30 protein-coding genes are annotated in these 24309 nt (G+C 63.4%); 18 read left to right on the plus strand and 12 right to left on the minus strand.

Annotation, left to right across the window (positions count from 1 at the left end):
- Window positions 1-5 precede the first annotated feature (5 nt).
- From ACO06J_RS02620 to ACO06J_RS02660, 9 genes are all read left to right on the plus strand, one after another.
- A complete protein-coding gene (locus tag ACO06J_RS02620; RefSeq protein ID WP_421762435.1) occupies window positions 6-1178 on the plus strand; it encodes a carbohydrate ABC transporter permease in 1173 nt (390 codons plus the stop codon).
- A gap of 13 nt (window positions 1179-1191) precedes the next feature.
- Window positions 1192-2202, plus strand: a complete 1011-nt coding sequence (locus tag ACO06J_RS02625) for an ABC transporter ATP-binding protein (RefSeq protein ID WP_421759142.1) — start codon at window positions 1192-1194, stop codon at window positions 2200-2202.
- A 133-nt stretch (window positions 2203-2335) separates the two neighbouring features.
- The gene (locus tag ACO06J_RS02630; RefSeq protein ID WP_421759143.1) at window positions 2336-3106 is read left to right on the plus strand and encodes a ThuA domain-containing protein; all 771 of its coding nucleotides are present in this window, start codon (window positions 2336-2338) and stop codon (window positions 3104-3106) included.
- A 142-nt stretch (window positions 3107-3248) separates the two neighbouring features.
- The gene (locus tag ACO06J_RS02635) at window positions 3249-4283 is read left to right on the plus strand and encodes a Gfo/Idh/MocA family protein (protein WP_421759144.1); all 1035 of its coding nucleotides are present in this window, start codon (window positions 3249-3251) and stop codon (window positions 4281-4283) included.
- Between the two features lie 44 nt (window positions 4284-4327).
- Entirely contained in the window at window positions 4328-5374 is a 1047-nt protein-coding gene (locus ACO06J_RS02640; RefSeq protein ID WP_421759145.1) for a Gfo/Idh/MocA family protein, read from the plus strand.
- A gap of 69 nt (window positions 5375-5443) precedes the next feature.
- Window positions 5444-5695, plus strand: a complete 252-nt coding sequence (locus ACO06J_RS02645; protein WP_421759146.1) for a GlsB/YeaQ/YmgE family stress response membrane protein — start codon at window positions 5444-5446, stop codon at window positions 5693-5695.
- Window positions 5696-5699: 4 nt separating this feature from the next.
- Window positions 5700-6218, plus strand: coding sequence for a GNAT family N-acetyltransferase (locus ACO06J_RS02650; RefSeq protein WP_421759147.1), 519 nt, complete (start codon window positions 5700-5702; stop codon window positions 6216-6218).
- 384 nt (window positions 6219-6602) lie between these two features.
- On the plus strand, window positions 6603-7043 hold the full coding sequence (locus ACO06J_RS02655) for a GtrA family protein (RefSeq protein ID WP_421759148.1): 441 nt from the start codon (window positions 6603-6605) through the stop codon (window positions 7041-7043).
- Window positions 7044-7117: 74 nt separating this feature from the next.
- On the plus strand, window positions 7118-7771 hold the full coding sequence (locus ACO06J_RS02660; protein ID WP_421759149.1) for a ThuA domain-containing protein: 654 nt from the start codon (window positions 7118-7120) through the stop codon (window positions 7769-7771).
- A 155-nt stretch (window positions 7772-7926) separates the two neighbouring features.
- Here the strand turns inward: ACO06J_RS02660 and ACO06J_RS02665 are convergent, their stop codons facing one another.
- A complete protein-coding gene (locus ACO06J_RS02665) occupies window positions 7927-8565 on the minus strand; it encodes an NrsF family protein (protein WP_421759150.1) in 639 nt (212 codons plus the stop codon).
- Window positions 8555-9118, minus strand: coding sequence for a sigma-70 family RNA polymerase sigma factor (locus ACO06J_RS02670; protein ID WP_421759151.1), 564 nt, complete (start codon window positions 9116-9118; stop codon window positions 8555-8557). The genes ACO06J_RS02665 and ACO06J_RS02670 overlap by 11 nt, the downstream gene beginning before the upstream one ends.
- Window positions 9119-9272: 154 nt before the next feature.
- Here ACO06J_RS02670 and ACO06J_RS02675 point away from each other — a divergent pair, with 154 nt between their 5' ends.
- From ACO06J_RS02675 to ACO06J_RS02690, 4 genes are all read left to right on the plus strand, one after another.
- The gene (locus ACO06J_RS02675; protein ID WP_421759152.1) at window positions 9273-9653 is read left to right on the plus strand and encodes a pentapeptide MXKDX repeat protein; all 381 of its coding nucleotides are present in this window, start codon (window positions 9273-9275) and stop codon (window positions 9651-9653) included.
- A 90-nt stretch (window positions 9654-9743) separates the two neighbouring features.
- On the plus strand, window positions 9744-10625 hold the full coding sequence (locus ACO06J_RS02680; protein WP_421759153.1) for a cytochrome b/b6 domain-containing protein: 882 nt from the start codon (window positions 9744-9746) through the stop codon (window positions 10623-10625).
- A complete protein-coding gene (locus ACO06J_RS02685) occupies window positions 10618-11415 on the plus strand; it encodes a molybdopterin-dependent oxidoreductase (protein WP_421759154.1) in 798 nt (265 codons plus the stop codon). The genes ACO06J_RS02680 and ACO06J_RS02685 overlap by 8 nt, the downstream gene beginning before the upstream one ends.
- A 327-nt stretch (window positions 11416-11742) precedes the next feature.
- Complete coding sequence (locus tag ACO06J_RS02690; RefSeq protein ID WP_421759155.1) at window positions 11743-13218, plus strand: DEAD/DEAH box helicase; 1476 nt, start codon at window positions 11743-11745, stop codon at window positions 13216-13218.
- Window positions 13219-13378: 160 nt separating this feature from the next.
- Here the strand turns inward: ACO06J_RS02690 and ACO06J_RS02695 are convergent, their stop codons facing one another.
- Window positions 13379-14230, minus strand: a complete 852-nt coding sequence (locus ACO06J_RS02695; RefSeq protein WP_421759156.1) for an intradiol ring-cleavage dioxygenase — start codon at window positions 14228-14230, stop codon at window positions 13379-13381.
- A gap of 333 nt (window positions 14231-14563) precedes the next feature.
- Here ACO06J_RS02695 and ACO06J_RS02700 point away from each other — a divergent pair, with 333 nt between their 5' ends.
- A complete protein-coding gene (locus tag ACO06J_RS02700; RefSeq protein ID WP_421759157.1) occupies window positions 14564-14713 on the plus strand; it encodes a hypothetical protein in 150 nt (49 codons plus the stop codon).
- A 103-nt stretch (window positions 14714-14816) separates the two neighbouring features.
- Here the strand turns inward: ACO06J_RS02700 and ACO06J_RS02705 are convergent, their stop codons facing one another.
- The 4 genes from ACO06J_RS02705 to ACO06J_RS02720 all read right to left on the minus strand — a co-directional run bounded on the left by ACO06J_RS02705 (window position 14817) and on the right by ACO06J_RS02720 (window position 17997).
- Window positions 14817-15440: a nucleoside deaminase gene (locus ACO06J_RS02705; protein ID WP_421759158.1), complete on the minus strand. Its 624-nt coding sequence runs from the start codon at window positions 15438-15440 to the stop codon at window positions 14817-14819.
- 245 nt (window positions 15441-15685) lie between these two features.
- Complete coding sequence (locus ACO06J_RS02710) at window positions 15686-16471, minus strand: META domain-containing protein (protein WP_421759159.1); 786 nt, start codon at window positions 16469-16471, stop codon at window positions 15686-15688.
- A 203-nt stretch (window positions 16472-16674) separates the two neighbouring features.
- Window positions 16675-17175, minus strand: a complete 501-nt coding sequence (locus ACO06J_RS02715) for an ureidoglycolate lyase (RefSeq protein WP_421759160.1) — start codon at window positions 17173-17175, stop codon at window positions 16675-16677.
- Between the two features lie 3 nt (window positions 17176-17178).
- The gene (locus ACO06J_RS02720; RefSeq protein ID WP_421759161.1) at window positions 17179-17997 is read right to left on the minus strand and encodes a bifunctional allantoicase/(S)-ureidoglycine aminohydrolase; all 819 of its coding nucleotides are present in this window, start codon (window positions 17995-17997) and stop codon (window positions 17179-17181) included.
- 478 nt (window positions 17998-18475) lie between these two features.
- Here ACO06J_RS02720 and ACO06J_RS02725 point away from each other — a divergent pair, with 478 nt between their 5' ends.
- Together ACO06J_RS02725 and ACO06J_RS02730 are read left to right on the plus strand one after the other, a co-directional pair.
- Window positions 18476-18673: a hypothetical protein gene (locus ACO06J_RS02725; RefSeq protein ID WP_421759162.1), complete on the plus strand. Its 198-nt coding sequence runs from the start codon at window positions 18476-18478 to the stop codon at window positions 18671-18673.
- A gap of 73 nt (window positions 18674-18746) precedes the next feature.
- On the plus strand, window positions 18747-18899 hold the full coding sequence (locus ACO06J_RS02730) for a hypothetical protein (RefSeq protein ID WP_421759163.1): 153 nt from the start codon (window positions 18747-18749) through the stop codon (window positions 18897-18899).
- 12 nt (window positions 18900-18911) lie between these two features.
- On the opposite strand, the gene ACO06J_RS02735 is transcribed toward ACO06J_RS02730, so the two are convergent.
- Window positions 18912-19235 (minus strand): ArsR/SmtB family transcription factor, encoded by a 324-nt coding sequence (locus ACO06J_RS02735; RefSeq protein WP_421759164.1) that lies wholly within the window; start codon window positions 19233-19235, stop codon window positions 18912-18914.
- 60 nt (window positions 19236-19295) lie between these two features.
- Between ACO06J_RS02735 and ACO06J_RS02740 the strand changes: the two genes are divergently transcribed.
- On the plus strand, window positions 19296-19754 hold the full coding sequence (locus ACO06J_RS02740; protein ID WP_421759165.1) for an SRPBCC family protein: 459 nt from the start codon (window positions 19296-19298) through the stop codon (window positions 19752-19754).
- Window positions 19755-19782: 28 nt separating this feature from the next.
- On the opposite strand, the gene ACO06J_RS02745 is transcribed toward ACO06J_RS02740, so the two are convergent.
- From ACO06J_RS02745 to ACO06J_RS02755, 3 genes are read right to left on the minus strand one after another with little or no spacing between them, the layout of a single operon-like run.
- Window positions 19783-20250 (minus strand): VOC family protein, encoded by a 468-nt coding sequence (locus ACO06J_RS02745; protein ID WP_421759166.1) that lies wholly within the window; start codon window positions 20248-20250, stop codon window positions 19783-19785.
- A gap of 16 nt (window positions 20251-20266) precedes the next feature.
- Window positions 20267-20761 (minus strand): SRPBCC family protein, encoded by a 495-nt coding sequence (locus ACO06J_RS02750; RefSeq protein WP_421759167.1) that lies wholly within the window; start codon window positions 20759-20761, stop codon window positions 20267-20269.
- 10 nt (window positions 20762-20771) lie between these two features.
- A complete protein-coding gene (locus tag ACO06J_RS02755) occupies window positions 20772-21125 on the minus strand; it encodes an ArsR/SmtB family transcription factor (RefSeq protein WP_421759168.1) in 354 nt (117 codons plus the stop codon).
- Window positions 21126-21275: 150 nt separating this feature from the next.
- On the opposite strand from ACO06J_RS02755, the gene ACO06J_RS02760 reads away from it, so the two are divergent.
- Window positions 21276-22559, plus strand: coding sequence for a glycoside hydrolase family 27 protein (locus ACO06J_RS02760; RefSeq protein WP_421759169.1), 1284 nt, complete (start codon window positions 21276-21278; stop codon window positions 22557-22559).
- A gap of 283 nt (window positions 22560-22842) precedes the next feature.
- Here ACO06J_RS02760 and puuE read toward each other — a convergent pair whose 3' ends face one another.
- Window positions 22843-24261 carry an allantoinase PuuE gene (puuE, locus tag ACO06J_RS02765; RefSeq protein WP_421759170.1) on the minus strand — a complete coding sequence of 473 codons (1419 nt, stop codon included), beginning with the start codon at window positions 24259-24261 and terminating at the stop codon, window positions 22843-22845.
- Window positions 24262-24309 lie beyond the last annotated feature (48 nt).

Below are 24309 nucleotides of genomic sequence, written 5' to 3' on the forward strand. Positions count from 1 at the left end.
GCACGATGGCAACTGACGCCGGAATAGTGCGCAAGCCGCCGGTGAAGATCAATTTCGGCAAGCTCGCCGCCCATCTGGCACTGCTGTTTTTTGTTGCGCTATGGACGTTTCCGACCGTGGGCCTGCTGGTCAGCTCGGTGCGCGACAAGGACCAGCTGGCGGTTTCCGGCTGGTGGACAGCGCTGACCGATTCGACACGGCAGAACGCGGTGCGCGTCGGGACGGCCAAGGACCAGGTCAAGGAAGGCGATCTCTACGTCATCAAGGGCAACATCCTCGGCGCGGATGGCAAGGGCCAGTCGGTCAAGTCATTCGGCATCACCAATGCCGATCTTGGCGGCACGCCCGCCGGCGGGACCGCCAAAATGCGGGATGGCGGTGAGATCACCATCCAGGCCAATGGCGACTATGTCTGGTCGTCGCCGACCGAGTTCACTCATACGGGCGCCCCGCGCATCTATTTCTCAGGTGGCAGTCCGCCGCGGTTCACGCTCGACAACTACGTGGCGGTGCTGTCGGCGCAGGGGATTTCGCAGTCGTTCATCAACTCGATCACGGTGGCTATTCCGTCGACTGTGGTGCCGATCCTGATTGCTGCATTCGCGGCCTATGCCTTGTCTTGGATGAGTTTTCCGGGCCGTGGGCTGATCGTCGCGGTGGTGGTCGGGCTGCTGGTCGTGCCGCTGCAGATGTCGCTGATCCCGCTGCTGCGGATGTATAATGGCTTTGCCAATATCTTCGGCACGGACAGCAAGGGCTATGTGGGGGTGTGGCTGGCGCATACGGCGTTCGGCCTGCCACTCGCGATCTACCTCTTGCGCAACTACATGAGCGGGCTGCCGCGCGAAATCATGGAATCGGCGCGCATCGATGGCGCGTCGCACTTCAAGATTTTCACCGGCATGGTGTTGCCGCTGAGCTTTCCGGCGCTCGCCTCGTTTGCGATCTTCCAGTTCCTGTGGATCTGGAATGACCTCCTGGTGGCGCTGGTGTTCCTCGGGGCACAGGACGACAAGGTCGTGCTGACGGGCAGGTTGGTCAACCTGCTCGGCACGCAGGGCGATAATTGGGAATTGCTGACGGCAGGGGCTTTCATCTCCATCGTCGTACCGCTGATCGTGTTCTTCGCACTGCAGCGCTACTTCGTCCGGGGTCTGTTGGCCGGCTCGGTCAAGTAGGGGAGGACATACCTTGTCACAGCTTCAGATCAATCATCTCTTCAAGCGCTACGGCAGTGTCGAGATCCTCAAGGACATCAACCTCGACATCAAGTCGGGCGAGTTCATGGTGTTTGTCGGCCCGTCGGGGTGCGGCAAGTCCACCCTGCTTAGGTGTATTGCCGGGCTCGAGAACATCACAGCGGGGACGCTGTCGATCGATGGCGAAGTGGTCAATGAACGCGCACCGTCGCGGCGCGGGATCGCCATGGTGTTCCAATCCTATGCGCTCTACCCGCATATGAACGTTTACGACAACATGGCCTATGCGCTCAAAATCCAGAACGCCAGCAAGGACGAGATCAAGCAGAAGGTAACGGCGGCGGCGGAAAAGCTGCAGCTGACCAAGTATCTCGACCGGCTGCCCAAGCAACTCTCGGGCGGGCAGCGGCAGCGCGTGGCGATTGGCCGGGCGATTGTGCGCGACCCCAAGGTGTTCCTGTTCGACGAGCCGCTCTCGAACCTCGACGCGGCGCTGCGCGTGCAGACGCGCATCGAAATCGCCAACCTCCATCGCACGATGGAACACGTGACGATGATCTATGTGACGCATGACCAGGTCGAGGCGATGACGCTGGCGGACCGGATCTGCGTGCTGCGTGACGGGATGATCGAGCAGGTGGGCACGCCGCTGGAGCTCTACGAGAACCCGCAGTCGCTGTTTGTCGCCGGGTTCATTGGGTCGCCGAAGATGAACCTGATGACCGGCAAGGTCGCGGACGCGCTTGGGGCGCATACGGTTGGCGTGCGGCCGGAGCACCTTAACCTCGTCGAGAGCGGCGGCACCTGGACTGGGGCGGTCATTCACGAGGAGAACCTCGGTTCAGACACGTTTGTGTATGTCGATATCGGGGCCAACGAGCCGCTGGTGGTTCGGGTCGATGGGACGGCGTCGCACAAGACCGGGGCGCAGGTTTCGGTATCCGCACAGGCGGGCAAGCTCTATCGGTTCGACAATGCTGGAAAGCCGATTTCACGCGCCTGATACGACGAACAGATAAGACCCGTTTGACCGTTCGCGCTTGACCTCCGAGGGGTGCGTGGGAATGAGTCAGCGCAGATTTTCGCGGGACCCGCCGAGGCCGGTCCCGCATCGTGCAATTGCCAAGGAGGCCGCCATGTCCATCAGAGTCACCGTCTGGGGTGAGAACGTCCACGAGCAGAAGAACAAGGCCGTGGCCGATAACTATCCCAAGGGGATGCATGGGCAGATCGCCGCGCTGATCGGTGAGGACAAGAACCTCGTGCCGACCACTGTGACGCTGCAGGACGCAGAGCACGGGCTGACGGTCGAAAAGTTGGCCGCGACCGATGTGCTGGTGTGGTGGGGGCACGCCGCGCATGGCGAGGTGAAGGACGAGATCGTCGAGCGCGTCGTGCAGCGGGTATGGGAAGGCATGGGGCTGATCGTGCTCCACTCGGGCCACCACTCGAAGGTGTTCAAGCGCCTGATGGGGACGCCCGCGAACCTTCACTGGCGCGAAGCCGGGGAGCGTGAGCGCATCTGGGTGGTGAACCCGGGGCACCCGATCGCCAAGGGGCTTCCGCCCTATTTCGAACTCGAAACCGAAGAGATGTATGGTGAGCCGTTCTCGGTGCCGGAGCCGCTTGAGACGGTGTTCGTCTCGTGGTTCCAGGGCGGCGAAGTGTTCCGCTCGGGGCTGACCTATCGGCGCGGCGCGGGCAATATCTTCTACTTCCGTCCCGGGCATGAGACGTACCCGACCTATCACGACAAGACCGTGGGGCAGGTGCTGCGCAATGCCGTGAACTGGGCGTACAACCCAGAGAACCATGCGCATCTCTTGAAGGCGCCGAATACGCCGGTGGAAAAGGCGATCGAACACATCGTCGAGCGCGGCGCCAAGCTGACCCACCACCCCAAGTGATCTGAGGGTAGGGGTTCCAGATGACTGCCGGTGCGTGTTGCGGCCCTCTGCACCAGCTCGGCTGGTCCCCCTCCCCCGCTTGGCGGGGGAGGATCAGGCGAGATCGCGCCCGGCCTCAATCGTCTATCTCCCGGTATCCTGAATGCGCCTTTTGATCCTCGGAACGGGCCGGATGGCTCACAATCACGCCAAGGCGTTCGCCGCAATTGCGGGCGTCGAGATGGTTGGAGCGGTCGATACGTCGGCTGAAAATCTCGACGCGTTCTGCAACGCGTTTGGCATTGAACGCCGGTTTGTGACGCTTGAGGCGGCGCTGGCGTGGGGCGATTTCGACGCGGTGGACAATGTGACGCCGGACGCGGTGCATCATCCGACGACGATGCTGGCGCTGGCGGCAGGCAAGCACGTGTTCTGCGAAAAACCGCTGGCGACGAATGCCGACAAGGCTATGGAGATGGTCGAGGCGGCGGAGCGGGCCGGGCTCGTCAATATGGTGAACCTGACCTACCGGAACGTCGCCGAACTGCATAAGGCGCGGGAGATCGTGGCTGCGGGGACGATCGGCGCGGTCAAGCATATCGAGGCGTCGTACCTGCAGCACTGGGTGGCGTTGCGCGATTTCAACGATCCGGGGCCGTGGCTGTGGCGGCTTTCCACCGGGCACGGATCGAACGGGACGCTGGGCGATATCGGCATCCATATTCTCGATTTCACGACGTTCGCCGCCGGGCAGGACATTGTGTCGATGAATTGCCGGCTGCAGACGTTCGCGAAGGTGCCGGGGGACCGGATTGGCGAGTATGTGCTTGATGCCAATGACAGTTTCATCATCAGCGCCGAGTTTGCCAATGGCGCGATCGGGACGATCCACTCGTCGCGCTGGGCCTCGGGCTACGCCAATGACCAGCGGCTGCGGATCTATGGCGACAAGGGTGGGCTCGAGCTGAGCCACGGGCACTGGGGCACATTGTTGCGGCTTTGCGTCGGCGAGGATGTGCCGACGGGAACCTGGCGCGAGGTCAAGGCCGAGCCAGTGCACACCAACTATCAGCGCTTTGCTGAAGCGGTGCGGACGGGGGTGACGGCAGAGCCGTCGTTCCGGCACGCGGCAGGGCTGCAGCGCCTCCTCGATCTGGCGCTGGTCGCGGGGCGCGACCACCAGGAACACACGATTTGAATCCGGACGGGCGAGCGCCCGTCCACTGACAGGGAAATCTGACGATGCGTCTCCTTATTCTGGGTACTGGCGGCATGGCCGCGCAGCATGCCAAGCACTTTGCCGCCATTGAGGGCGTTACGCTGGTGGGCGGCGTCGACGTCGACCCGGCGCGGCTCGCAAAGTTCAACGCCACGCATGGTATTCCCAACGGCTTTGCCTCGCTGCAGGAAGCGATTGCCTGGGGCGAGTTCGATGCCATTGCCAACGTAACGCCGGATCGCATTCACCACGAGACCTCGATTGCGGCGCTGCAGGCGGGCAAGCACGTCTTCTGCGAAAAGCCGCTGGCGACAGATGCGACGAAGGCCTTCGAGATGGTGGATGTGGCCGAGAAGGCCGGGCTCATCAACATGGTGAACCTCACCTATCGCAATGTGGCGCAGTTGCAGAAGGCGCGCGAGATCGTGCTCTCGGGCCAGATTGGCTCGGTGAAGCACGTCGAGGCGAGCTATCTGCAGAGCTGGCTGGTGTCGAAGGCCTGGGGCGATTGGCGCACCGAGAGCCAGTGGCTGTGGCGGCTGTCGAAGAGCCATGGCTCGAATGGCGTTTTGGGCGATATCGGCGTCCACATCCTCGACTTTGCCTCGTATGGGGCGGGGCTCGATATCGACCACGTGTTCGCGCGGCTCAAGACCTTCGACAAGGCGCCGGACAACAAGATCGGCGAATATACGCTCGACGCCAATGACAGCTTCACGATGGCGGTGGATTTCACCAACGGGGCGCTGGGCGTGATCCATGCGAGCCGCTGGGCGACGGGGCACCTCAACGAGTTGCGCCTGCGCTGCTATGGCGACAAGGGCTCCGTCGAAGTGCGGCATCGGCACAGTGGCTCGGAACTCCTGGTTTGCCTCGGTGAAGACATCGAAACGGCCACGTGGAAAACACTTGAGGTGGAGCCGGTCGAGACCAACTACCAGCGTTTTGCGACCGCAGTGAAGACGGGACACAATCTCGAGCCGTCGTTCCGCCATGCGGCGAACCTGCAAAAGGTGCTGGACCTCGCGACGGTTTCCGATGCCGAGCTCAGGGAACTGGCGGCACGCTAAGTCACTCGTGCCCTTGCAAGTTTCCATGGCCGTGGCCATCTTGCGAGGGCATTTAGGCGGAGACTGGCAATGGGCATTCTTGGGGCTATCGTCATCGGGTTTATTGTTGGGGTGATCGCCAAGTTGATCACGCCCGGTGACCCGAAGCCGCGCGGCTTTATCCTGACGACGGTGCTGGGGATCGTCGGCGCGCTGCTGGCGACCTGGATTGGCCAGCAGATCGGCTGGTACCAGTCCGGCGAGAACGCCGGTTTCTTCGGAGCCCTGGTCGGCGCCATCATCGTGCTGCTGATCTGGCGTCAACTGGCCCGTCCGCGGTAGTTTCATGATCCCTGTACTTGAGACCGAGCGCCTGATCCTGAGGGCGCACAAGACGGCGGATTTTGACCGCTATGCTGAGATGTGGACCGAACCCGAGGTGGTGCGGTTCATTGGTGGGTCTCCGTTCACCCGCGAAGACAGCTGGTCGCGGTTCCTGCGGCATGCCGGGGTCTGGCAGCATCTGGGCTTTGGGTTTTTCGCGATCGAGGAGAAGTCTACCGGACTGTTCATCGGCGAGGCGGGGTTCCATGATCTGCGCCGCGCGATGGACCCGTCGATCGAGGGGACGCTCGAGGCCGGCTGGGCACTGATGTCGAGCGGGCAGGGTTGGGGTTACGCCACCGAAGCGATGACCGCCGCGATGGGTTGGGCAGACTCGGCGTTTCCGAAGCACCGCATGACGTGCATCATCAACCCGGACAATCTGCCCTCGCTGCGGGTGGCGGGACGGCTGGGGTTCGTGGAGCAGCAGCGGGTGCAATATAAGGGCAGTCCGATCGTGCTGTTTGAGCGGACGGCTTAGGGGCGTCGGTCCTCGGGTCGAAAGGCTCCCTCACAAAGACCCCTCACCCGTCTCGGCCTTCGGCCGATCCACCCTCTCCCCGACGGGGAGAGGAATAGTGGTGATCACCGACGCTTCGGAATACTTCTCCCCGTCGGGGAGAGTTCAGAGTGCTCTTGCAAAGCTCCAGTGGAGCTTTGCAGCGAAGAACGCCCGTCAGGCTACGCCTGCGGGCTACGGCCCGAAGGGCCGGATGAGGGGGGCCTTTTTCCAAAGGAGGCCGAGTTCATTGTTTTGCAACCATGGGACATGGAAGCCCTTGGGCTGCGAGGGTTTGGCAAGGGTTGGGGGGTAACGATCCGGATCGAACACGGCAGTCAGAGGGACAAGCCGCGGAGATGACGGATGAGTGCCTCTCTTGAAAGCCTGATGCGCGGGACGATGATCGACAGCCGGCCGGAGCCGCTGAGCGAAGGTTTGCTGGCGTTTATCGCCGTGGGTGGCTCGGGTGTGCTGGCGTTTGTGGCGCTGTCGTCCCTGCTGATGCTTCTGGTGCCAGCAGGGCCCGAATGGGCGCTGAACGCGGTTTGCTACATGGCGCTGATCGTGCCCGTCTACCTGCTGCACCGGCGGTTTTCGTTCCGATCTCAGGCGCGGCACGGCGTGGCGCTGCCGCGCTATGTGGCGGTGCAGGCGGGTGCCGTGGTGCTGACGGCGCTGTTTTCGTTCGTCTGCTACCGGATGCTCGGAATGGAGAGCTGGTTTGCCGCGTTCATGGTGATTGCGCTCACGTCCGGGGTGAACTTCGTGGTGCTCAAACTATGGGCATTTGCCGCTACGCGTTAGCCCGATGAAAGATATTTTGCTGGCATCGACTCCCTGATTGGGTACTCTCCGCCCGGTTTTTGCGGAGAGTTTTGATGCGCAGTGCACTGATCGTCTGGGGTGGTTGGAACGGGCACGATCCCGAGGAATGCGCGGCGGTCTACCGGCGCTGGCTGCATGAAGACGGGTTCTCGGTTCGTGTTGAAACCGATCTTGCAGTGCTCGCCGACCCGGCGATCCATGAACTGAGCCTGATCGTTCCGATCTACACGATGAGCAAGATCGAGAAAGAGCCGCTGGCCAACCTGGTCAAAGCGATCGAGGGCGGCGTTGGGCTCGCTGGCCACCATGGCGGAATGAGCGATGCGTTCCGCGAGGCGGTCGACTACCAGTTCATGGTGGGTGGCCAGTGGGTGGCGCATCCGGGCAATATCATCGACTACACCGTGGACGTGACCAAGCCGGATGACCCGATCATGCACGGCATCGGTCCGTCGTTCCCCTACACGTCCGAGCAGTACTACATGCACATGGACCCCTCGGTTGAGGTGCTGGCGACGACGACGTTCTCGGGCGAGCATGCGGCCTGGACCAAGGGCGTGGTGATGCCGGTCGTGTGGAAGCGGCAGTATGGGGCAGGGCGGGTGTTCCACTCGACGCTGGGCCACAGCGTCAAGGAATTCGACGTGCCGCAGATGGCGACGATCTTGCGTCGCGGGATTAATTGGGCCGCGCGGGCGGAGGGGTGAAGGTTAGTGACTGCCCCTCACCCGGCGCTGCGCGCCACCCTCTCCCTCAAGGGGAGAGGGAAGAAAGAGGGGAGATCGTGCCGCAGTTTCCCCTCTCCCCTTGAGGGAGAGGGTGCCCGAAGGGCGGGTGAGGGGACGTTCAGTTGTTCAGCTACTCACCAGCGCAGGAGATAGCGGCCCATCGCTGCGCCGATCAGTGCGACGACCAGGATGCCTGCCGTGTACCAGAGGGTGATGAACGGCAGGCCGTTTTCGCCGCAGTGGAAGGCGTAGACCCAGCAACTGGCTGCACCGGCGGCGAGGCCCGAGGCAAAGCCGGCGAGGGTCAGGTTGGTTGGTGCCAGCCTCCGCATCACCAGAGTGATGGCGACGAACAGAGGCACGGATAGCGCGAGGATATAGAACGGGCATACCAGGGCGGTGTGGCCGATGATGAGGCCCGACAGCTGCTCTGGGCTGGCGGTCACGAGCTGGACTATGCCGGCCACAGCAGTCAGTGCGACGAGGGCGACGGCGCCGAGCACGGGCGCGCGCATATTGCCGCCGGGGCGGGAGAGCCGCTCGGCCGACCAGAGGCCAAAGCCCAGGAAGGCCAGCGTATAAAGGAACTTGGCCCAAAAGATCGGATCGGCGAAGGCGCCCGGATAATCTGACCGGAGGCCGATCGACAGTACCATGACGACGAAGGCCAGTATGGCGCCGGCGGCTGTGGCGTACAACAGCCACGAGCGCAGGCGGGTGGCGGGCACAGGGCGCAGATCGGTGGAGAGCTCAGCGATCAGGTCATCGGTCATTGTCCGCACCTCCCGAGAATCGGGCCGCGAGGGCCTTTAGGCCGCGGTGGATGGAGACCTTGGCGGCGGTTTCGGTCATGCCGACACGGGCGGCGGCCTCGGCGATCGAGGCGCCTTCGATTTTTACCTGCCGGATGAGTTCGCGCGGGCGCTCGGGGATAGTGTCGAGCACGGTCTTGAGGTCCATGCGGGCCGAGGTGTCTTCGGCTTCGTCGCGGGCAAAGATCGCGGCGTCGTCTTCCAGCGGCACTGTTATGCGGAGGCGCTGGCGGCGGAACAGGTCGATCATCTTGTACCGCGCAAGGGCAAACACCCAGGCGGTGAACCGCTGGGTGGGATCATAGGTCAGGCGTCGGGTATGGACGGCCATCAGAGTCTCCTGCACCAGATCTTCGCCGCTGGCGGCGAGGGCGCTGTCGAGGCGCCGCGCATAGTAACGCCGCAGATGCTGGGAGAGTTCGGACAGCAAGGTCCGATAGGCTGCCGCATCGCCGGCGAGCGAAGCGAGCATCAGGGCGCGTAGCCGCGCTTCAAGGTCTGATGGTTCGCTCATTCATCCTCTATTCGGTCGATGCCGGCGCGAAGTTACACGGTGCGGACGATTTTGTCCGCCGATAACGTTGCCGTGATCACGGTAACCTTTTGAGCGCACCCGCCGAATTCCGTCTCAGAGGCCGCACTGGAGCGGCACAAACAGGAGACTGAAAATGAAGCTCGCCCTTTCCCTGCTCGCGCTGCCCGTGTTCGCCCTTGCCATCAGCTTTGGCGGTGTGGCCTCTGCCGAAGACGCAATGGCAACGCCGGTGGCGACCGATGCGATGGCAACCGACGCGATGGCGCCTGATGCCATGGCTCCGGACGCGATGGCGACCATGACGCCGGACCAGATTCTGGCTGCCTGCCTTGAGAAGGCCGGGATGGAAGCCGATGCGATGAAGAAGGATGACGCGACCAAGGTCTGCCACACAGCGCACACGGCGGCCATGGGTGGTGATGCGATGGCCACAGACGCGATGGCGCCCGACGCGATGGCCACTCCGATGGCCAATGATGCGATGGCGACTGACGCGATGGCGCCGGCTAAATAAACACTCCGTGATCGGCGACGAATACTTCCCGCGCTGCCGTTCCTACAACGGTGCGCGGGGAGTACCCAGAGTGGGTGCAAGGGGGATCAGATGACAGACCAGGCTATAGACAGAGTGGAGGCGGAAAAACCGGCGCATGCCAAGGGGCCGCTGATTTTCCGGCAATCGATCTTCACGCGCGTGACGCACTGGGTCTGGGCGATAGCGATGTTCTTCCTGCTGCTCACAGGGCTGCAGATCTGGAACGCGCATCCGGCGCTATATATCGGCCAGCAATCGGGCTTCGAGTTCGACAACTCGATCCTCGAGATCGGGGCGGAGAATACCGATGCAGGGCCGCGCGGGTTCACCACGGTGTTCGGGCAGAAGTTCGATACGACCGGTGTGCTCGGTATGAGCGAGGTCAATGGCCGGCCGAGCTTTATCGGCTTTCCGGGCTGGGTGACGATCCCATCGACGCGCGATTTGGCGACGGGCCGTGTGGTGCATTTCTTCTTTGCCTGGGTCCTTGTTGGGGCGTTGGCGGTGTGGGCGATTGCCAGCCTCGCCAGCGGGCATTTGTGGCGGGATATCATCTTGAAGCCGCGGGATTTCCGCGAGTTGCCCAAGGATATCGTTGATCACCTGGTGCTGAAGTTCAATCACGGGCGGAGCTACAGCCCGCTGCAGAAGATCGCGTATTTCGGGGTGTTCATCATCCTGTTCCCGCTGATCATTCTGACCGGGCTGACAATGTCGCCGGGGATGGATGCGGCATGGCCGTGGCTGCTCGATCTGTTCGGCGGGCGGCAGACGGCGCGGACCATCCACTTTGGCGCCATGGTGCTGTTCGTGCTGTTTTTCGTGGTGCACATCCTGATGGTGATCCTTGCCGGGCCGTTCAATGAACTGCGTTCGATGATCACCGGCTATTATCGCGCCAGCCCCGGGACGGAACCGGACGCGGCCAAGGGGGAGAAGTCCAATGGCTAACCTGATCCTCAATCGCCGCCGGCTTCTCGGGCTGAGTGCGGCGTCTTCGGCATCGCTCCTTCTTGCCGGGTGTAACCAGTTTGACTTTCTCACCGATCGGAACGATCCGGTGCGGAACTTCCTCGAGCGGGCTAATGACCTGACCTATGCGGCGCAGCGGGCGCTGGTGGGTGACCAGGTGCTGGCACGGGAATATGCGGAGACCGAGATCCGGCAGGGGCAGCGGGCCAATGGATCGACCGACCCGCGGCAGAATATTGCCGAGTACCGCGACCTCGTCAGCGGCAACTTCGATGCCTACAGGCTCAGGATCACCGGGCTGGTGGAGACGGAAAAGAGCTATTCGCTGACCGAGTTGCGCAATATGCCCAGCCGTAGCCAGATTACCCGGCACGACTGTGTCGAGGGCTGGAGCTGTATCGCCAAATGGACCGGCGTGCCGCTCGGACGGCTGCTGGATGAGGCCAAGGTCAAGCCGACGGCGAAGTTCGTGATGTTCCACTGCTATGATGTCTATGGCGGGGGGCTGTCGGCGCCGGAGCCCTACTACGAGTCCTGGGACCTGATCGATGCGTTCCACCCGCAGGCGATCGCGGCGTTCGGGCTGAACGGGCAGAGCCTGCCAGTTGAGAACGGTGCGCCGCTCCGGCTCCGCAATGAGCGGGCGCTGGGCTATAAGCAGCCAAAATACGTGCACACCATCGAGGTGGTGGATCGCATTGACGGCTTCGGGCGCGGCATGGGCGGGTATTGGGAAGACCACGGCTACGACTGGTATGGCGGGATATAGGCCGGCCTGCATGGCTCCCCTGCGGGGCTAAGACCTCGAATTTCCTTGCATATGGGGGGCACTTCCCCCATATCGGGTTCAGTCGTCCTGCCAACTTATCCTCCCAGTGAGGGTTTGGGCCCATAGTGACGACGGACTTCTCTTCTTATCGGCCAATACGGTGAGCGGCGAAGTGCCCCGGGTAAGTGTTCCACACGGGAACCTCCGGGAGACAGCGCAACCGTGCGGCAATCCCGTCGCCATTGCATCGATCACACGCGCCAAGCCTAAGGGCCTGGTGCTTTCGCGCCCCGATTGGCCCGGCGCGCGGCAATGAAAGATTATCTTTTGACACAGTCATTTTCCGAACTTGGCCTGTCTGCGCAGCTCGTCAGCGCGTTGACTGCCGCCGGTTTTGATACCCCCACTCCGATCCAGCAGAAGGCGATCCCGCCGCAGCTGGCGCGCCGCGATATCATGGGCATCGCCCAGACCGGTTCGGGCAAGACGGCGGCTTTCGGGCTGCCGATCATTGCCGGGATTGCCGAGCTTTCGGGCCGCGCGAACCCGCTGACCACCCGGGCGCTGATCCTTGCTCCGACCCGCGAACTCGCGGTGCAGATCGATGAGGTGCTGCGCAAGCTCTCGGGCAACAAGCTCTCCACCGTTCTGGTGCTCGGCGGCATGTCACGCGCCAACCAGGTGAACAAGATCGCCAAGGGCGTCGATGTGGTTGTCGCCACGCCGGGCCGCCTCAAGGACCTGATCGACGACCGGAAGCTCCGTCTCAACGAGACGCGCTGGCTGGTGCTCGACGAGGCCGACCGGATGCTCGACATGGGCTTTATCGGCGCGGTCAAGCAGATCGCTGCCGCCATCGGCCCGCGCCGCCAGACGGCGCTGTTTTCGGCCACCATGGCCCCCGAGATTGCAGAGTTGGCGAAGTCGCTGCTGAGTGATCCGGTGCGGGTCGAAGCGTCACTGCCGGCGACCACGGTTGGCACGCTCGATCAGCGCGTCATCATGTCGGGGTCGAAGGCAAAGCGCGGCGTTTTGAACGAGTTGCTGGCTGACCCGGCGCTCGCTCGCGTCATCATCTTTTCGCGCACCAAGCATGGCGCCGACCGGGTGACCAAGAACCTCGCGATCGACGGACACGCTGCCGCTGCGATCCACGGCAACAAGAGCCAGAATGCACGGCAGGCGGCGCTCAAGAGCTTTGCCACCGGGCAGAACCGCATCCTCGTTGCGACCGATATTGCGGCGCGCGGCATCGACGTGCCGGGCATCACCCACGTCATCAATTATGAACTGCCCGATGACGCGGAAAATTATGTGCACCGTATCGGCCGTACCGCCCGTAATGGCGCGTCGGGCTTTGCGATCACGCTGTGCGACGGCACGGAACGCAGCAAGCTGCGCGATGTCGAGCGGTTGATCCGCCGTACGCTGCCGGTGAGCGGTGATCTGAACCTTGCCAACGAGACCGGCGTGCAGCCGGGTGGCGCAGAGCTGCGTGCGGCTCGTCCGCGCCAGGCACCGCGTCCGCAGGGCGACCGCCCGAAGCAGCGGCCGCAGGCCAATGCCGGCCGGCATTTCTCCGGCGCCAAGAAGGCGGCGATCATGGATGGCCGCAAACCGAACAATCCGCCTGCTGCGCCGCGCGCGCCGCGTGCTGAGGGTGCTGCTGGCGAAGCCGCTGGCGGTCCCGCCTGGTGGGAGCGTAAGACCGGCGAGGGCAGTGCTCCGCCGAAGCAGCGGTGGAATAAGGGCCAGAAGGACGCAGCCAAGGCCAAGCGTCCGAATGGCGACCGTGCGGCGTAAGCTGCGTTTTGAGTGAATGAGGAAGGGCGGCCCGATGGGCCGCCCTTTTCGTTTTGGCGAAGGAAAAGGCCCCTCATCCGGCGCTGCGCGCCACCTTCCCCCCGACGGGGGGAAGAATAAGCTGTGGCCAAACCGGAGGCCTGAGAGGGGCGAGGGGCCCTTACTTGGCGACAGGTACCATGCTGACGCCGCTGGCGGTGGCGGAGGCCGGGGCGGTGCCGCCGGGGGCGCCGTCGGGGGGTGAGCCGCTGGGCGGCTGGGTGCCGCCGCCGCTGTTTACGCCCGAGAAACCGGTTGCAGATGTTGCGTTGGGATCAACGCCGATGATCATGGCGACGAGGTAGGCCTCTTCGAGTTCCTTCACGTAGGCGAAGGAGGCGCGGGTCGATTGCGCGGCGATGCTGTCGGAGGCGTTGAGCGTGTCGCGATCCGAGCCGCGGGTCTTATAGGGCTCGATGTTCTCGTAGAGGTACTGGCTGAGGGCATCGGGGAAGAAGATCTGGCCGGTCAGCACGGTCTTTTCATCGAGGAAGACCTTGAAGTGCATGTGGGTGGTGCGGCCTGAGTACCAGCCGGGATAGATGGTGGTGAACTCGACGAAGCCGTTGGCATCGGCGAACTGGGTGCCGCGCAGGAAGGTCTGGCCGGTGGTGTCGACGCCGCCGGTCTGGTTGGGGTAGCCCGAATAGACGCCGGCGGCATTGCAGTGCCAGAGATCGACACGTGCGCCGGAGATTGGCGCGCAGGTGCCATCGACGATCTGCAGCCTCACCCGGGTGGGCACGCCTTCAAATCCCTCGGTAATATCGGCGCGCTCCATCTTGGCGTCGAAATAATAGGGGCCCTCGGTGACCTCAGGGATCAGCACGCAGACATCGGCGCCAGGCATCAGGCCCGTGGTGGCGGCGCTGGTTTCGGCGGCGAAGGCGGCTTGTGTCATCAAAGCGCCGCCGGCGGCGGTGACGGCGACAAGCCGCAGGGCGTCGCGGCGATTGAGCGGGGCGGTGGTCATAGGTAGAGCCTCATCAGTGGTTGCGATGCGCTTTATCTAGGGACGTTGAGCTGGTTTGCCCGGTTACAAATCGGCAAGGCCGGTTAAATTGCGGCAATGCGGCGTCTGAAGCATGATGAACGCCAGATTAACGCCGCATTCCGGGAACGTTCAACGCCAGCCACGCATTGTCGGGTCTGAAGCAAATCACATGGCCGTCAACGGCCAGACGTAGTGGGGCAAAAATGTTGAAAATCGCACTCGTGGCACTGTTCGTGATGACGATGGCGACCCTGACCATCGCCGCATCGGCCCTGCCGGTTGAAACCGCCATCGCAGCGGACGTTGCTGACCGTGGCTGATCAGAACCAGCCTGAGACGCCCCAGACAACCCGATCGGGCTCGATGAGCCCAACCATGCAGATCGTGCTGCTGGTGATGTTTGTTGCCGCGCTGGCGGTGCTGGCGTTTGCGGCGGCGAGCGTGGTGCTGGTGCAGCCGTAAGCGAGGGCGACTCGAGCGTTGGGAGAGCCCCCCTCATCCGCCCTTCGGGCACCTTCTCCCCGACGGGGAGAAGAATAGTGTCGCGAGTTCAGGCACCTGCAACTCAGCTGAGCGGGATGCCTTTGCTGCCTTTGTCCTTTTGATAGGTCGCGGACAGGTCGTTGTAGACGCCGTTGAGGTCGTCGACTCGGGCGACGAGGCTTTCCTTGGTCGAGCGATCAGTGGTGGCGATCAGCTGCTGCAGCGAGTGGCTCTCGAAGAAGACGTTCTTGCGATTGTAGAGCGGACGGCCGGGTGCGACTGCGGCGCGGTCGGGATCGGGTACTGCATAGACTTCCTGCAGGATGCGGATGTCGTGCGGAATGCCGAAGCTGTCGCGCGTGTCTTCGTAGCTGAACAGATAGTAGAAATTGTCGAAGCCTGACCACGTGATGCCTGAGAGGCAGAGCGAGCAGGGCTCGTGGGTGGCGAGGAAGATGCAATCCTTGCTGTCGGGGCGGCTCTCGGCAGGGAGCTCGTAAAAGCGTTTGATGGCATGGATTTCGCCGTGCCACAGCGGATTTTCGGACTCGTTGTTGGTTTCGGCGATCACCACCGACAGATCGGATTTTCTGAGGATGGCAGCACCGAAGAGCTTGTTGCCGCCGGTGACGCCGCGCTGGGTCAGGGGCACGAGGTCCTGTTCGATGACGTCGAGCAGGCGGGACAGCAGGGCAGGGGTATTCATGCAGCGCTCCGGTTGAGTGCCCGGAGCGTGGCTTGGACGGGTGGTGGCGTCAATGGCAAACGTCCCCTCACCCGCCCTTCGGGCACCGCCCTGCCGGGCCTTGTCCGCTGAAATCGCTCCACCGGAGCGATTTCCGGGCGCTCCCAAGTCTCCCTCAAGGGGAGAGGGGAGCTGTGGCGCCATCTCGCTTTCTTCCCTCTCCCCTTGAGGGAGAGGGTGGCGCGCAGCGCCGGGTGAGGGGACGTCTAGAAGCGGGATCGGACGAATGTGGCGAGGTCGGTGCCGGCGGAGTCGACCAGCGCCAGTTTGTCGTCGCGGAGGCGCCAGTAGCGGGTTGCGGCGATGGCGGCGAAGAAGCCTTGTTCCTGTGCCGTGATCTCGGCCGTGGCACAGGCCATACGGGTGGCGGCAACTGCGCTGAAGGCGAGAGCTTCACCGTTGACTTCGGCCTGGGCGAACCACGAGTTGCAACCACCACGGCCGCCCGCCCGCATGTCGGAGGCGATGGAGAGGCTGGATTTTGCGCCACGGATCACCGGCTGGCCCGCAATGGTCTCGGCCTCCCAGGTTACGTCAAGCAGCGGGGTGATGGTGGGAACATCGGCGACAGGTGCAGGCGCCGTCCCGTTGCTGCCGAGGAAGCTGACGATGATGACGATCGGCTCTGACGGCGTGGGCAGGCTGACGGTGTAGGGGGTGGCGTTGCGGAACCAGACGGCGCCATTGTCGGCGATGATTTCTGCAACGAGGCCATAGGTGTGGCCCGCGACGATGATGTTCTCGTCGAAATTGAGCGTGAAGGTCAGCGGCACTTCGCCCGGATTGGCCAGCGCGGCAGCGGCAGCGATCCTCGGCTCATCGGGTTTGGCGAGATCGACGAGGCCCACCGATAGCGTGGCGCCAGCGGGTAGCGCGATGCGCTCGCGATAGGTGACATCGCCGGTGATGGTGAGCTTTGCAGCCAGAGACGGGGCCACGAACAGGACGGTGGAGGCCATCGCCATGACCAAAAGACGCAAGAAATGCAGCATCACACCCTCCCTGAGCAAGTCCACCGGACCTTTGCGGCGATGTTATGGAGGAATTGCTACGTGGCCGCGACAGCAAACGCGGGTATTGGTGAACGGGGCGAGTTGGGACGATGTTTCGAGAGGGTTACGATCACGGCGGCGTGAACTTTTGGCGATTCTGCCGTTGCTGGGCTGGGGCGCGGCCGATGACTTCAGCGCGGCATTCAGGCGGGCTGGATCACCTGATAGGGCGTCCCGAACGTATGTTCTTCGAGATTGCTGCCGTCGCCACCGCGATCGACGACGAGGAAATCCGATTGCGCTTCAAGGGCGGTGAGGACGCCGTGCCAGGTGTTCATCGCGACATTGATGCCCATGCCGGGCGGCACGAGGAAGGCGCGGGGGCGGCCGGGGACGCCCGAGAGATCGGGCGCAACGATCGAGAGCCAGGGGCGCGGCGAGAGCGGGATGAAGGCCTGGCTGCCGAGCGGGTGGCGCTCGACGAGGCTCAGCGTGAGCGGCAGGGCATAGGGCTGGCCGCGGAAGATTGAGATCAGGGGCCGCGCATGGACTCCGCCGAGTTCAACGCGCGCCAGATCGTGGAAGCGCTCGGTCATGCCGGAATTGATCGGATAGTGGTGCGCATCCTCGGTGGTGATGATCTGGCCGAAGGGGGCGAAGGCCTCCTTCGTCAGCGGTTCGATGAGGATGGTGCGATCGGTCATCGGCTAGAATGGCAGTTTGGCGTGGCGGTTGACGTCCTTGTAGAGCAGATAGCGGAAGCGCTCCGGACCGGCGTAGCAGGCCTGCGGGCAGAAGGCGCGGAGCCACATGAAATCGCCGGCCTCCACCTCGACCCAATCGCGATTGAGCCGGTAGACGGCTTTGCCCTCGAGCACGTAGAGCCCGTGCTCCATGACGTGGGTTTCCTCGAAGGGGATGACAGCGCCGGGTTCGAGGGTGACGATGTTGACGTGCATGTCGTGCCGCAGGTCGGTGGGATCGACGAAGCGGGTGGTGCCCCAGGTCATCTTGGTGTCGGGCATCCAGACGACGGGCTCGTCCTGCTCGTTGGCAACGAAGGCTGCGGGGATTTCGATGCCCTCGACGACCTCGTAGCGCTTGCGCACCCAGTGGAACCGGGTGGGGATTTCGCCCTTGTTGGTCAGGGTCCAGCCGCTGTTGGGCGGCAGGTAGGCGTAGCCGCCGGGACGCAGCGTGTGCGACTTGCCGTCGACGACAAGCGTCACAAAACCTTCAACCACGAAGAGGATGCCCTCGGCCTCGGGATTGGTTTCGGGGCGCTGGCTGCCGCCGCCGGGAAACACTTCCATGATGTATTGCGAGAAGGTTTCGGAGAAACCGGTCATCGGGCGGGCGATGACCCAGGCGCGGGTCTCGCTCCAGTGCGGCAGATAGCTCGTCACGATGTCGCGCATCACCCCATGCGGGATCAGGGCATAGGCCTCGGTGAATATGGCGCGGCCGGTCTGCAGCGCCATCTGGGTCGGAAGGCCGGCAATGGGGGAGGCGTAGGTGGTGGCCATTCGGATCTCAGAGCTGGGCGGGACAGGCGGTGGCGATAGCGTTGGCGATGCGTACCAAATCGAGAGTGGTGTTGAGATAACCTGAAACCGGTGCTGGCGAATACCCCTGGCTGCGGAAGACGTGGCAAAACGCCCGACAGCCATCTGGCTTCGGGTTCTGGTCAGTCTTGCCGCCAAGCGGCATGGGCGGGACTTCGTCCCGGTGCGGGTAGACCCGCGAACTTGATACGGTGGGACTATCGCCCCGCCCATTGCGAACGGTCTTTTGGCCCGGGGTTACCGCTGAAGCGTGCAGAGTCCCGAAACCCTTGGAGCAACGGCTCGCCCCCAGCCCGATCCCTCTCCGCGATGCCCCGTCGGCACCTCGCATCGGAAAGGTGAGGCATCATAACCCCTCCGCAAGCGGCGGGGATAGGTGGAGCTAACAGTCTGCGAGACGGTCAGAAAAAGTTTAGAATTGAGGCGCAAGCTTGGCCTCATGAGCACGCGTTCGCACCAGCAGCACAGCCGCCCGCTTCTCGATCCCACACAGTTCGAGGAGGCCGGCCGCACGTTGCGCAAATGGCTGAACCTGCTGCGCACGCCGCATGTTGTGCGCGAATCCACCGATACCTCGATCGCCTGGGAAGATGGGGAGCCGCCGGAAGACCAGAGCGGTAGCCGACCCCTGCGCTGAGATGCAGTGGCTCACGGACTTCCAGGCGTCGTTTCGTGAACCGGTTTTCCGATTTTTGAGTGTTGCGTGGCCTGTGCTGGCGCTCGGAGCCGTTGGCGCCGTTTGGTACGTGCTGTTCGACGGCTGGAAGCGCAGCACATCGGGGGGCGATGGCGGCGATGGCGGGTTTCTGCCCGATGGTGATGGCGACGGTGGCGGAGACGGCGGCGGTGGTGGCGGGGACTGAGCTGCCGGCCGTTCAGGCATCCAGTTCCAGCTTGAGTTTGCCCAGGCGGTCCGCCGCGTATGCGGCATAGGCGCCAATCCAGCGCTCGTGAATATCCCAGATCGGCAAGACGTTGAGGTGGTTCCAGCGCTCGCGCCCGACCCGCTTGGCGATCAGCAGACCCGCCTCTTCCAGCACGCCAAGATGCTGCATCACGGTGCAACGGTCAACTTCAGGGAACGCTGCACAGAGGGCGCCTGTGGTGCGTGGCTCCCCTTTCAACAGATCGAGAATCTGTCGGCGCAGGCGATGCCCCAAGGCCTTAAAAAGTCGATCGTTCTGGTCTTCGGTTGACATGTTATAACTGTGTAACATAAATTGGCGGCAGGCAAGGGGTTTAGGCCCACGGAGGACAGCATGGAGTTTCGCGTTCGCGTTTCCGGCAGGATCGCAAAGCCGGTGCACGAGGTGTTCGAGGCAGTGGCTGATCCGGCCAAGCTTTCAGGCTTTTTCACCACCGGCGGGGCGAAAGGCCGGATCGCGCCGGGAGCAGTGGTCACCTGGGACTTTGCGGACTTTCCGGGCGCCTTTCCGGTGCGTGTCGCAGAGGTGATCGAGGACCAGCGCATCGTCCTGCACTGGGGCGCCGCTCCGGGGACGGCCAGTGACCCAAGCGGCGACACGACGGTCACCATGACATTCGAGCAGCTCGAGGATGGACGCACGCTAGTGACCATTCTTGAGGAAGGCTGGTTGCCGACAGAGGAGGGGCTGAAGGCCTCGTTCGGCAATAACGAAGGCTGGACCGGGATGCTGTGTGCGATGAAGGTCTATCTCGAGCACGGCATCAACCTCCGCGCGGGCTTTTACAAGTAGCCGCGCGGAGACCGGTCGCGGGTCTGGATCAGCTGCCCCGGGCGGCCGCTTCGAGGTCGGCGATAACCAGCTTGCGCATCTTGAACATGGCTTGCTGGGCGCGGGCAGAGCCTTCGGGGTTGGCGGGGTCCCACATGACGCTCATGGCGTTATAAGGGACGATCTGCCAGCTGAGGCCATATTTGTCCTTGAGCCAGCCGCACATCGATTCCTCGCCGCCATCGGCCGTCAGTGCGTCCCAGTAGTAGTCGATCTCGGCCTGATCCTTGCAGTCGACGGAGAACGAGACGGACTCGTTGAACTTGAACATCGGGCCCGGGCCGCCGTTGAGCGCCATGTATTCCTGATCGTGGAGGCGGAAGGTCATGACCAGCGTGCCGCCGGCCGGGTTGGGCGTGGTGCTGCGGATTTCCGCGTCCTTGAAGGTCTTGACGTAGAAATTGACCATTTCTTCGATGCGGTCGTCGATCCACAGGCAGGGCATGATCTTGGGCATTTGAGGTCTCCTCGGTTCAGTTTCTTGTGGTTACGGGTGTGGTGGCGAGCAGGGCGTCGAGCTGTTGGAAGCCCATTTCCATGCCTTCGGCCATCGGGGTGGCGCGGGCGCCGTCTCGTGCCTTCTTGCTGGAATAGAGCACTGTGAGCGTGGACAGCGTGAGGCCGGGCGCGAGTTCGGTGAAGCGGTTGGTGTTGATGGTTTCGCCGCCGGTCCAATCCATGTCGTAGAGTTCGGTCGACTTGATCCACTCGGGGCGAGTGAATTCGGTGATGGTGCCGCCATGCGCCATTTCGAAGCCATCGGGGCCGCGGCTGACGAAGCGCCACTTGCCGCCGACGCGGGCATCGAACTCGCAGGTGGTCATGGTCCAGTCCGAGGGGCCAAGCCAGCGCCGGATCAGGGCGGGGATGGTCCAGCAGTCGAACACCAGATCGCGCGGGGCGTCGAACTCGCGGGTGACGACGATCTCGCGTTCCGAGGGCAAGGTGATTGTCAGGGGCTTGGGCATCTGGGCTCCTTCAGTTCCTGGTGCCGGATTTCGGGGTAATGCTCTGGATTTCGGCGAGAAGGGAATCGAGGCGCCCGAAACTCTGCTCCCAGAACTTGCGATAGGCTTCGAGCCAACTTACCGCCTCGGCCATGGGTTGCGCTTCGATGCGGACGGGCCGGCGCTGCGCGTCCTTGCCGCGCGAGACAAGGCCGGCGGCTTCGAGCACTTTCAAGTGTCGGGAGATGGCGGGCTGGCTGATGTTGAAGGGCTCGACCAGTTCGTTGACAGTCGCTTCGCCCTCGGCAAGCCGGGCGAGGATGGCGCGGCGCGTCGGATCGGCGAGGGCGGCGAAGGTGAGGTCGAGCTGGGATGTTGCCTGCATTTCATAACTCGTATGTTCTATAACTAATACGTTATATAAATGCTACGGCGACGGCAAGCGCTTTCTTCGCAGGCGCTGATAGGCGGAAGTTGAGGTGCCGGATGGGCGCAGGGCGTGTAGTGGAGAGGAGACAAACGCGGGGAGATTGCGGTGCCGACGACTAAAGGAAGTGTAGCTCGGGATGCAGTGCTGGCGCCGACGCCGCCGATGGGGTGGAACAGCTGGAACAGTTTTGCGACGACGATCAACGAGGCGCAGGCGCTGGAGACGGCGGCCATCATGGCCGAAAAGCTGCTGCCATTCGGCTATGACGTCTTCACCATCGATATCCAGTGGTACGAGCCGGCGGCGAGTAGCTACGAGTACAACAAGACGCCGGTGCCGACGCTGGATGGCCATGGACGGGTGACGCCGGCGCTAAACCGGTTTCCATCAGCGGCCAATGGCGTCGGGTTTTCCGCGATTGCGGAAAAGGTGCATGGGCTGGGGCTGAAGTTCGGCATCCACATCATGCGCGGCATTCCGCGGCTGGCGGTGGAAAAGAACCTGCCGGTGCTGGGGACAGCGGTTGGGGCGCGGGACATCGCGGACATTTCCAGCGTCTGCTCGTGGAACCCCGATATGTACGGCGTGGAGATGAGCCGGCCGGGAGCGCAGGCCTATTACGACAGCATCTTCGCGCTCTATGCGAGCTGGGGTGTCGACTTCATCAAGATGGACGACATGAGCCGGCCCTACGACGCGCATGCGGCCGAGATCGAGGCGGTGCATGCGGCGATCGGCAAGACCGGGCGGCCAATGATGCTGTCGCTGTCGCCGGGCGAGACGCCGGTGGTGCGGGCGGCGCATGTGGCGCAGCATGCGCAGATGTGGCGGATCAGCGACGATTTCTGGGACGAGTGGCCGTTGCTCGAGGCGCAGTTCACGCGGCTCGAGAACTGGAACCCCTACCGGAGTTCGGGGGCGTGGCCGGATGCGGACATGCTGCCGCTGGGGCGGCTCGCGCTGGGCCAGCGCGAAACGCGGTTTACCCCAGACGAGCAGCAGATGGTGATGACGCTGTGGGCGATTGCGCGTTCGCCGCTGATCATGGGCGGCGACCTGCGGCATCTCGACGACAAGACGCTGGCGCTGCTGACGAACCGCGCGGTGCTGGCGGTGAACCAGGCGAGCACGGACAACCGGCCACATTTTTTCGAAGACGGGACGCGGGTGTGGACGGCACGGGACGAGGGAAGCGGGGATCGGTATGTCGCGGTGTTCAACACGACTGGCAAGGTGAAGGACCTGCGCGTGCGCTGGGCGGCGCTCGGGATTGCGGGGGTCAAGGCGGTGACGGATTTGTGGAGTGGGGCGGAGCTGGGGGCAGTGGGGGAGGCGTTGGCGGTGCGGCTGTCGGCGCATGGGTCGGGGTTGTATCGGGTGAGGGTTTAGGCCCTACCAGCGGTCTTGCCTTCTCCCCTTGTGGGAGAAGGTGCCCGAAGGGCGGATGAGGGGTTCTCTCCGCGCACTCCAACCGCTCGTCGCTTCGCTCCGATCGCGCAACACTGTGGTGTTGCGGACCCCTCATCCGGCGCTGCGCGCCACCAGCCATTCGAGCATAGCTCTCATGGCCTTCTCTCCTCAAAAAGCGCCACTGGCGCCTTTTGCCCTGCGGGACGGCTCGAAGTCCCACAAGGGGAGAAGGCGACGACTGCCAGGCTCGCGCTTAGCAGCTTTACCCCGGAAGGATATGCTTGAGCCTCAATTCGGCGATGCGTTCGACCTGTTTGCAGGCGGTGGTGAATTCGGTGGGGCGGTCGTTGGCGAGGCGGGTTTTGAAGGCGGCGAGGATGCCGGCTTTGGTGTGGTCGCGGACGGCGATGATGAAGGGGAAGCCGAACTTCTTGACGTAGGCCTCGTTCATTTCGGTGAAGGCGGTGCGTTCGGCATCGGTGAGGGCGTCAAGACCGGCGGAGGCCTGCTCGGCGCTTGAGGATTCGGTGAGGCGCTTGGCGGCGGCGAGTTTGCCGGCAAGGTCGGGGTGGGCGTTGAGGACGGCGAGGCGCTCGGCGTCGCTGGCGGAGCGGAAGACCTGGCACATCACGGCATGGAGGCCGGTGGCGGTGTCGTGCGCGGGGCTCAACTCGCGCTTGAAGGCGCGCTCGGCAACCCATTCGGAATGCTCGAAGATATTGCCGTAGAGGGCGGTGAAGTCATCGAGCGGCAGGGTCGAGGGCTGGACCTCGGGCTTTTCGTAGGGGTGGGTCTTCAGCCAGTGCTCAGCGATATCGAGGCGGGTGGCGATCCAGACCTTTTCCTTGCTCTGGATATAGTCGACGAAGCGCTTGAGGCCGGCAAAGCGGCCGGGCATGCCGACGAGGCGGCAGTGGAGGCCCAGCGACATCATCTTGGGCGAGCCTTCCTCGCCCTCTTCATAGAGAGTGTCGAACCAATCCTTGAGCAGCTGGAAATAGGCCTCGCCATTGGGGAAACCCGAGGCGGTGGTGAAGCGCATGTCGTTTGAGGCGAGCGAATAGGGGATGATGAGCTGCGGCGCGCCCATGTGCTCGCGGTAGTAGGGCAGGTCGTCGTCATAGGTGTCGGAGACGTAGGTAAAGCCGCCTTCTTCGCTCGCGAGATCGACGGTGTTGATCGAGGTGCGGCCACAATACCAGCCGGTGGGGCGGGTGCCGGTGATTTCGGTGTGGAGGCGGACGGCTTCGTGGAGGTCGCGGCGCTCGTGCTCGATGTCGTGGTCGCGGTAGTCGATCCACTTGAGGCCGTGGCTGGCGATTTCCCAGTTGGCATCGAGCATGGCCTTGACCTGCACCGGTGAGCGCTGGAGCGCGGTGGCGACGCCATAGACGGTGACGGGCAGGTTGCGCGAGGTGAAGAGGCGATGGAGCCGCCAGAAGCCGGCGCGGGCGCCGTATTCATACATCGACTCAACGTTCCAGTGGCGCTTGCCCTGCCACGGCGTGGCGCCGATGACGTCGACGAGGAATGCCTCGGAAGCGGCGTCACCATGGAGGACGTTGTTCTCGCCACCTTCCTCATAGTTGAGGACGAACTGCACGGCGATCCGGGCGCCGCCGGGCCACTTGGCGTCAGGCGGGTTCGGACCGTAGCCCTGCAGGTTGCGGGGATAGCGCATAAGGCACCTCTATAGAATGGTTGGAGAGATTTATGGCGCGCGCCGCGG

Origin of the sequence: Devosia sp. (genome assembly GCF_965229025.1) — a bacterium.
Taxonomy (GTDB): Bacteria; Pseudomonadota; Alphaproteobacteria; order Rhizobiales; family Devosiaceae; genus Devosia_A.

Excerpts from the sequence above, each read along its gene's own strand:
- ACO06J_RS02620 (WP_421762435.1), top strand. The coding sequence starts at position 6 with ATGGCAACTGACGCCGGAATAGTGCGCAAGCCGCCGGTGAAGATCAAT.
- ACO06J_RS02630 (WP_421759143.1), top strand. The coding sequence starts at position 2,336 with ATGTCCATCAGAGTCACCGTCTGGGGTGAGAACGTCCACGAGCAGAAG.
- ACO06J_RS02635 (WP_421759144.1), top strand. The coding sequence starts at position 3,249 with ATGCGCCTTTTGATCCTCGGAACGGGCCGGATGGCTCACAATCACGCC.
- ACO06J_RS02640 (WP_421759145.1), top strand. The coding sequence starts at position 4,328 with ATGCGTCTCCTTATTCTGGGTACTGGCGGCATGGCCGCGCAGCATGCC.
- ACO06J_RS02645 (WP_421759146.1), top strand. The coding sequence starts at position 5,444 with ATGGGCATTCTTGGGGCTATCGTCATCGGGTTTATTGTTGGGGTGATC.
- ACO06J_RS02650 (WP_421759147.1), top strand. The coding sequence starts at position 5,700 with ATGATCCCTGTACTTGAGACCGAGCGCCTGATCCTGAGGGCGCACAAG.
- ACO06J_RS02655 (WP_421759148.1), top strand. The coding sequence starts at position 6,603 with ATGAGTGCCTCTCTTGAAAGCCTGATGCGCGGGACGATGATCGACAGC.
- ACO06J_RS02660 (WP_421759149.1), top strand. The coding sequence starts at position 7,118 with ATGCGCAGTGCACTGATCGTCTGGGGTGGTTGGAACGGGCACGATCCC.
- ACO06J_RS02665 (WP_421759150.1), bottom strand. The coding sequence starts at position 8,565 with ATGACCGATGACCTGATCGCTGAGCTCTCCACCGATCTGCGCCCTGTG.
- ACO06J_RS02670 (WP_421759151.1), bottom strand. The coding sequence starts at position 9,118 with ATGAGCGAACCATCAGACCTTGAAGCGCGGCTACGCGCCCTGATGCTC.
- ACO06J_RS02675 (WP_421759152.1), top strand. The coding sequence starts at position 9,273 with ATGAAGCTCGCCCTTTCCCTGCTCGCGCTGCCCGTGTTCGCCCTTGCC.
- ACO06J_RS02680 (WP_421759153.1), top strand. The coding sequence starts at position 9,744 with ATGACAGACCAGGCTATAGACAGAGTGGAGGCGGAAAAACCGGCGCAT.
- ACO06J_RS02685 (WP_421759154.1), top strand. The coding sequence starts at position 10,618 with ATGGCTAACCTGATCCTCAATCGCCGCCGGCTTCTCGGGCTGAGTGCG.
- ACO06J_RS02695 (WP_421759156.1), bottom strand. The coding sequence starts at position 14,230 with ATGACCACCGCCCCGCTCAATCGCCGCGACGCCCTGCGGCTTGTCGCC.
- ACO06J_RS02705 (WP_421759158.1), bottom strand. The coding sequence starts at position 15,440 with ATGAATACCCCTGCCCTGCTGTCCCGCCTGCTCGACGTCATCGAACAG.
- ACO06J_RS02710 (WP_421759159.1), bottom strand. The coding sequence starts at position 16,471 with ATGCTGCATTTCTTGCGTCTTTTGGTCATGGCGATGGCCTCCACCGTC.
- ACO06J_RS02715 (WP_421759160.1), bottom strand. The coding sequence starts at position 17,175 with ATGACCGATCGCACCATCCTCATCGAACCGCTGACGAAGGAGGCCTTC.
- ACO06J_RS02720 (WP_421759161.1), bottom strand. The coding sequence starts at position 17,997 with ATGGCCACCACCTACGCCTCCCCCATTGCCGGCCTTCCGACCCAGATG.
- ACO06J_RS02725 (WP_421759162.1), top strand. The coding sequence starts at position 18,476 with ATGAGCACGCGTTCGCACCAGCAGCACAGCCGCCCGCTTCTCGATCCC.
- ACO06J_RS02735 (WP_421759164.1), bottom strand. The coding sequence starts at position 19,235 with ATGTCAACCGAAGACCAGAACGATCGACTTTTTAAGGCCTTGGGGCAT.
- ACO06J_RS02740 (WP_421759165.1), top strand. The coding sequence starts at position 19,296 with ATGGAGTTTCGCGTTCGCGTTTCCGGCAGGATCGCAAAGCCGGTGCAC.
- ACO06J_RS02745 (WP_421759166.1), bottom strand. The coding sequence starts at position 20,250 with ATGCCCAAGATCATGCCCTGCCTGTGGATCGACGACCGCATCGAAGAA.
- ACO06J_RS02750 (WP_421759167.1), bottom strand. The coding sequence starts at position 20,761 with ATGCCCAAGCCCCTGACAATCACCTTGCCCTCGGAACGCGAGATCGTC.
- ACO06J_RS02755 (WP_421759168.1), bottom strand. The coding sequence starts at position 21,125 with ATGCAGGCAACATCCCAGCTCGACCTCACCTTCGCCGCCCTCGCCGAT.
- puuE (WP_421759170.1), bottom strand. The coding sequence starts at position 24,261 with ATGCGCTATCCCCGCAACCTGCAGGGCTACGGTCCGAACCCGCCTGAC.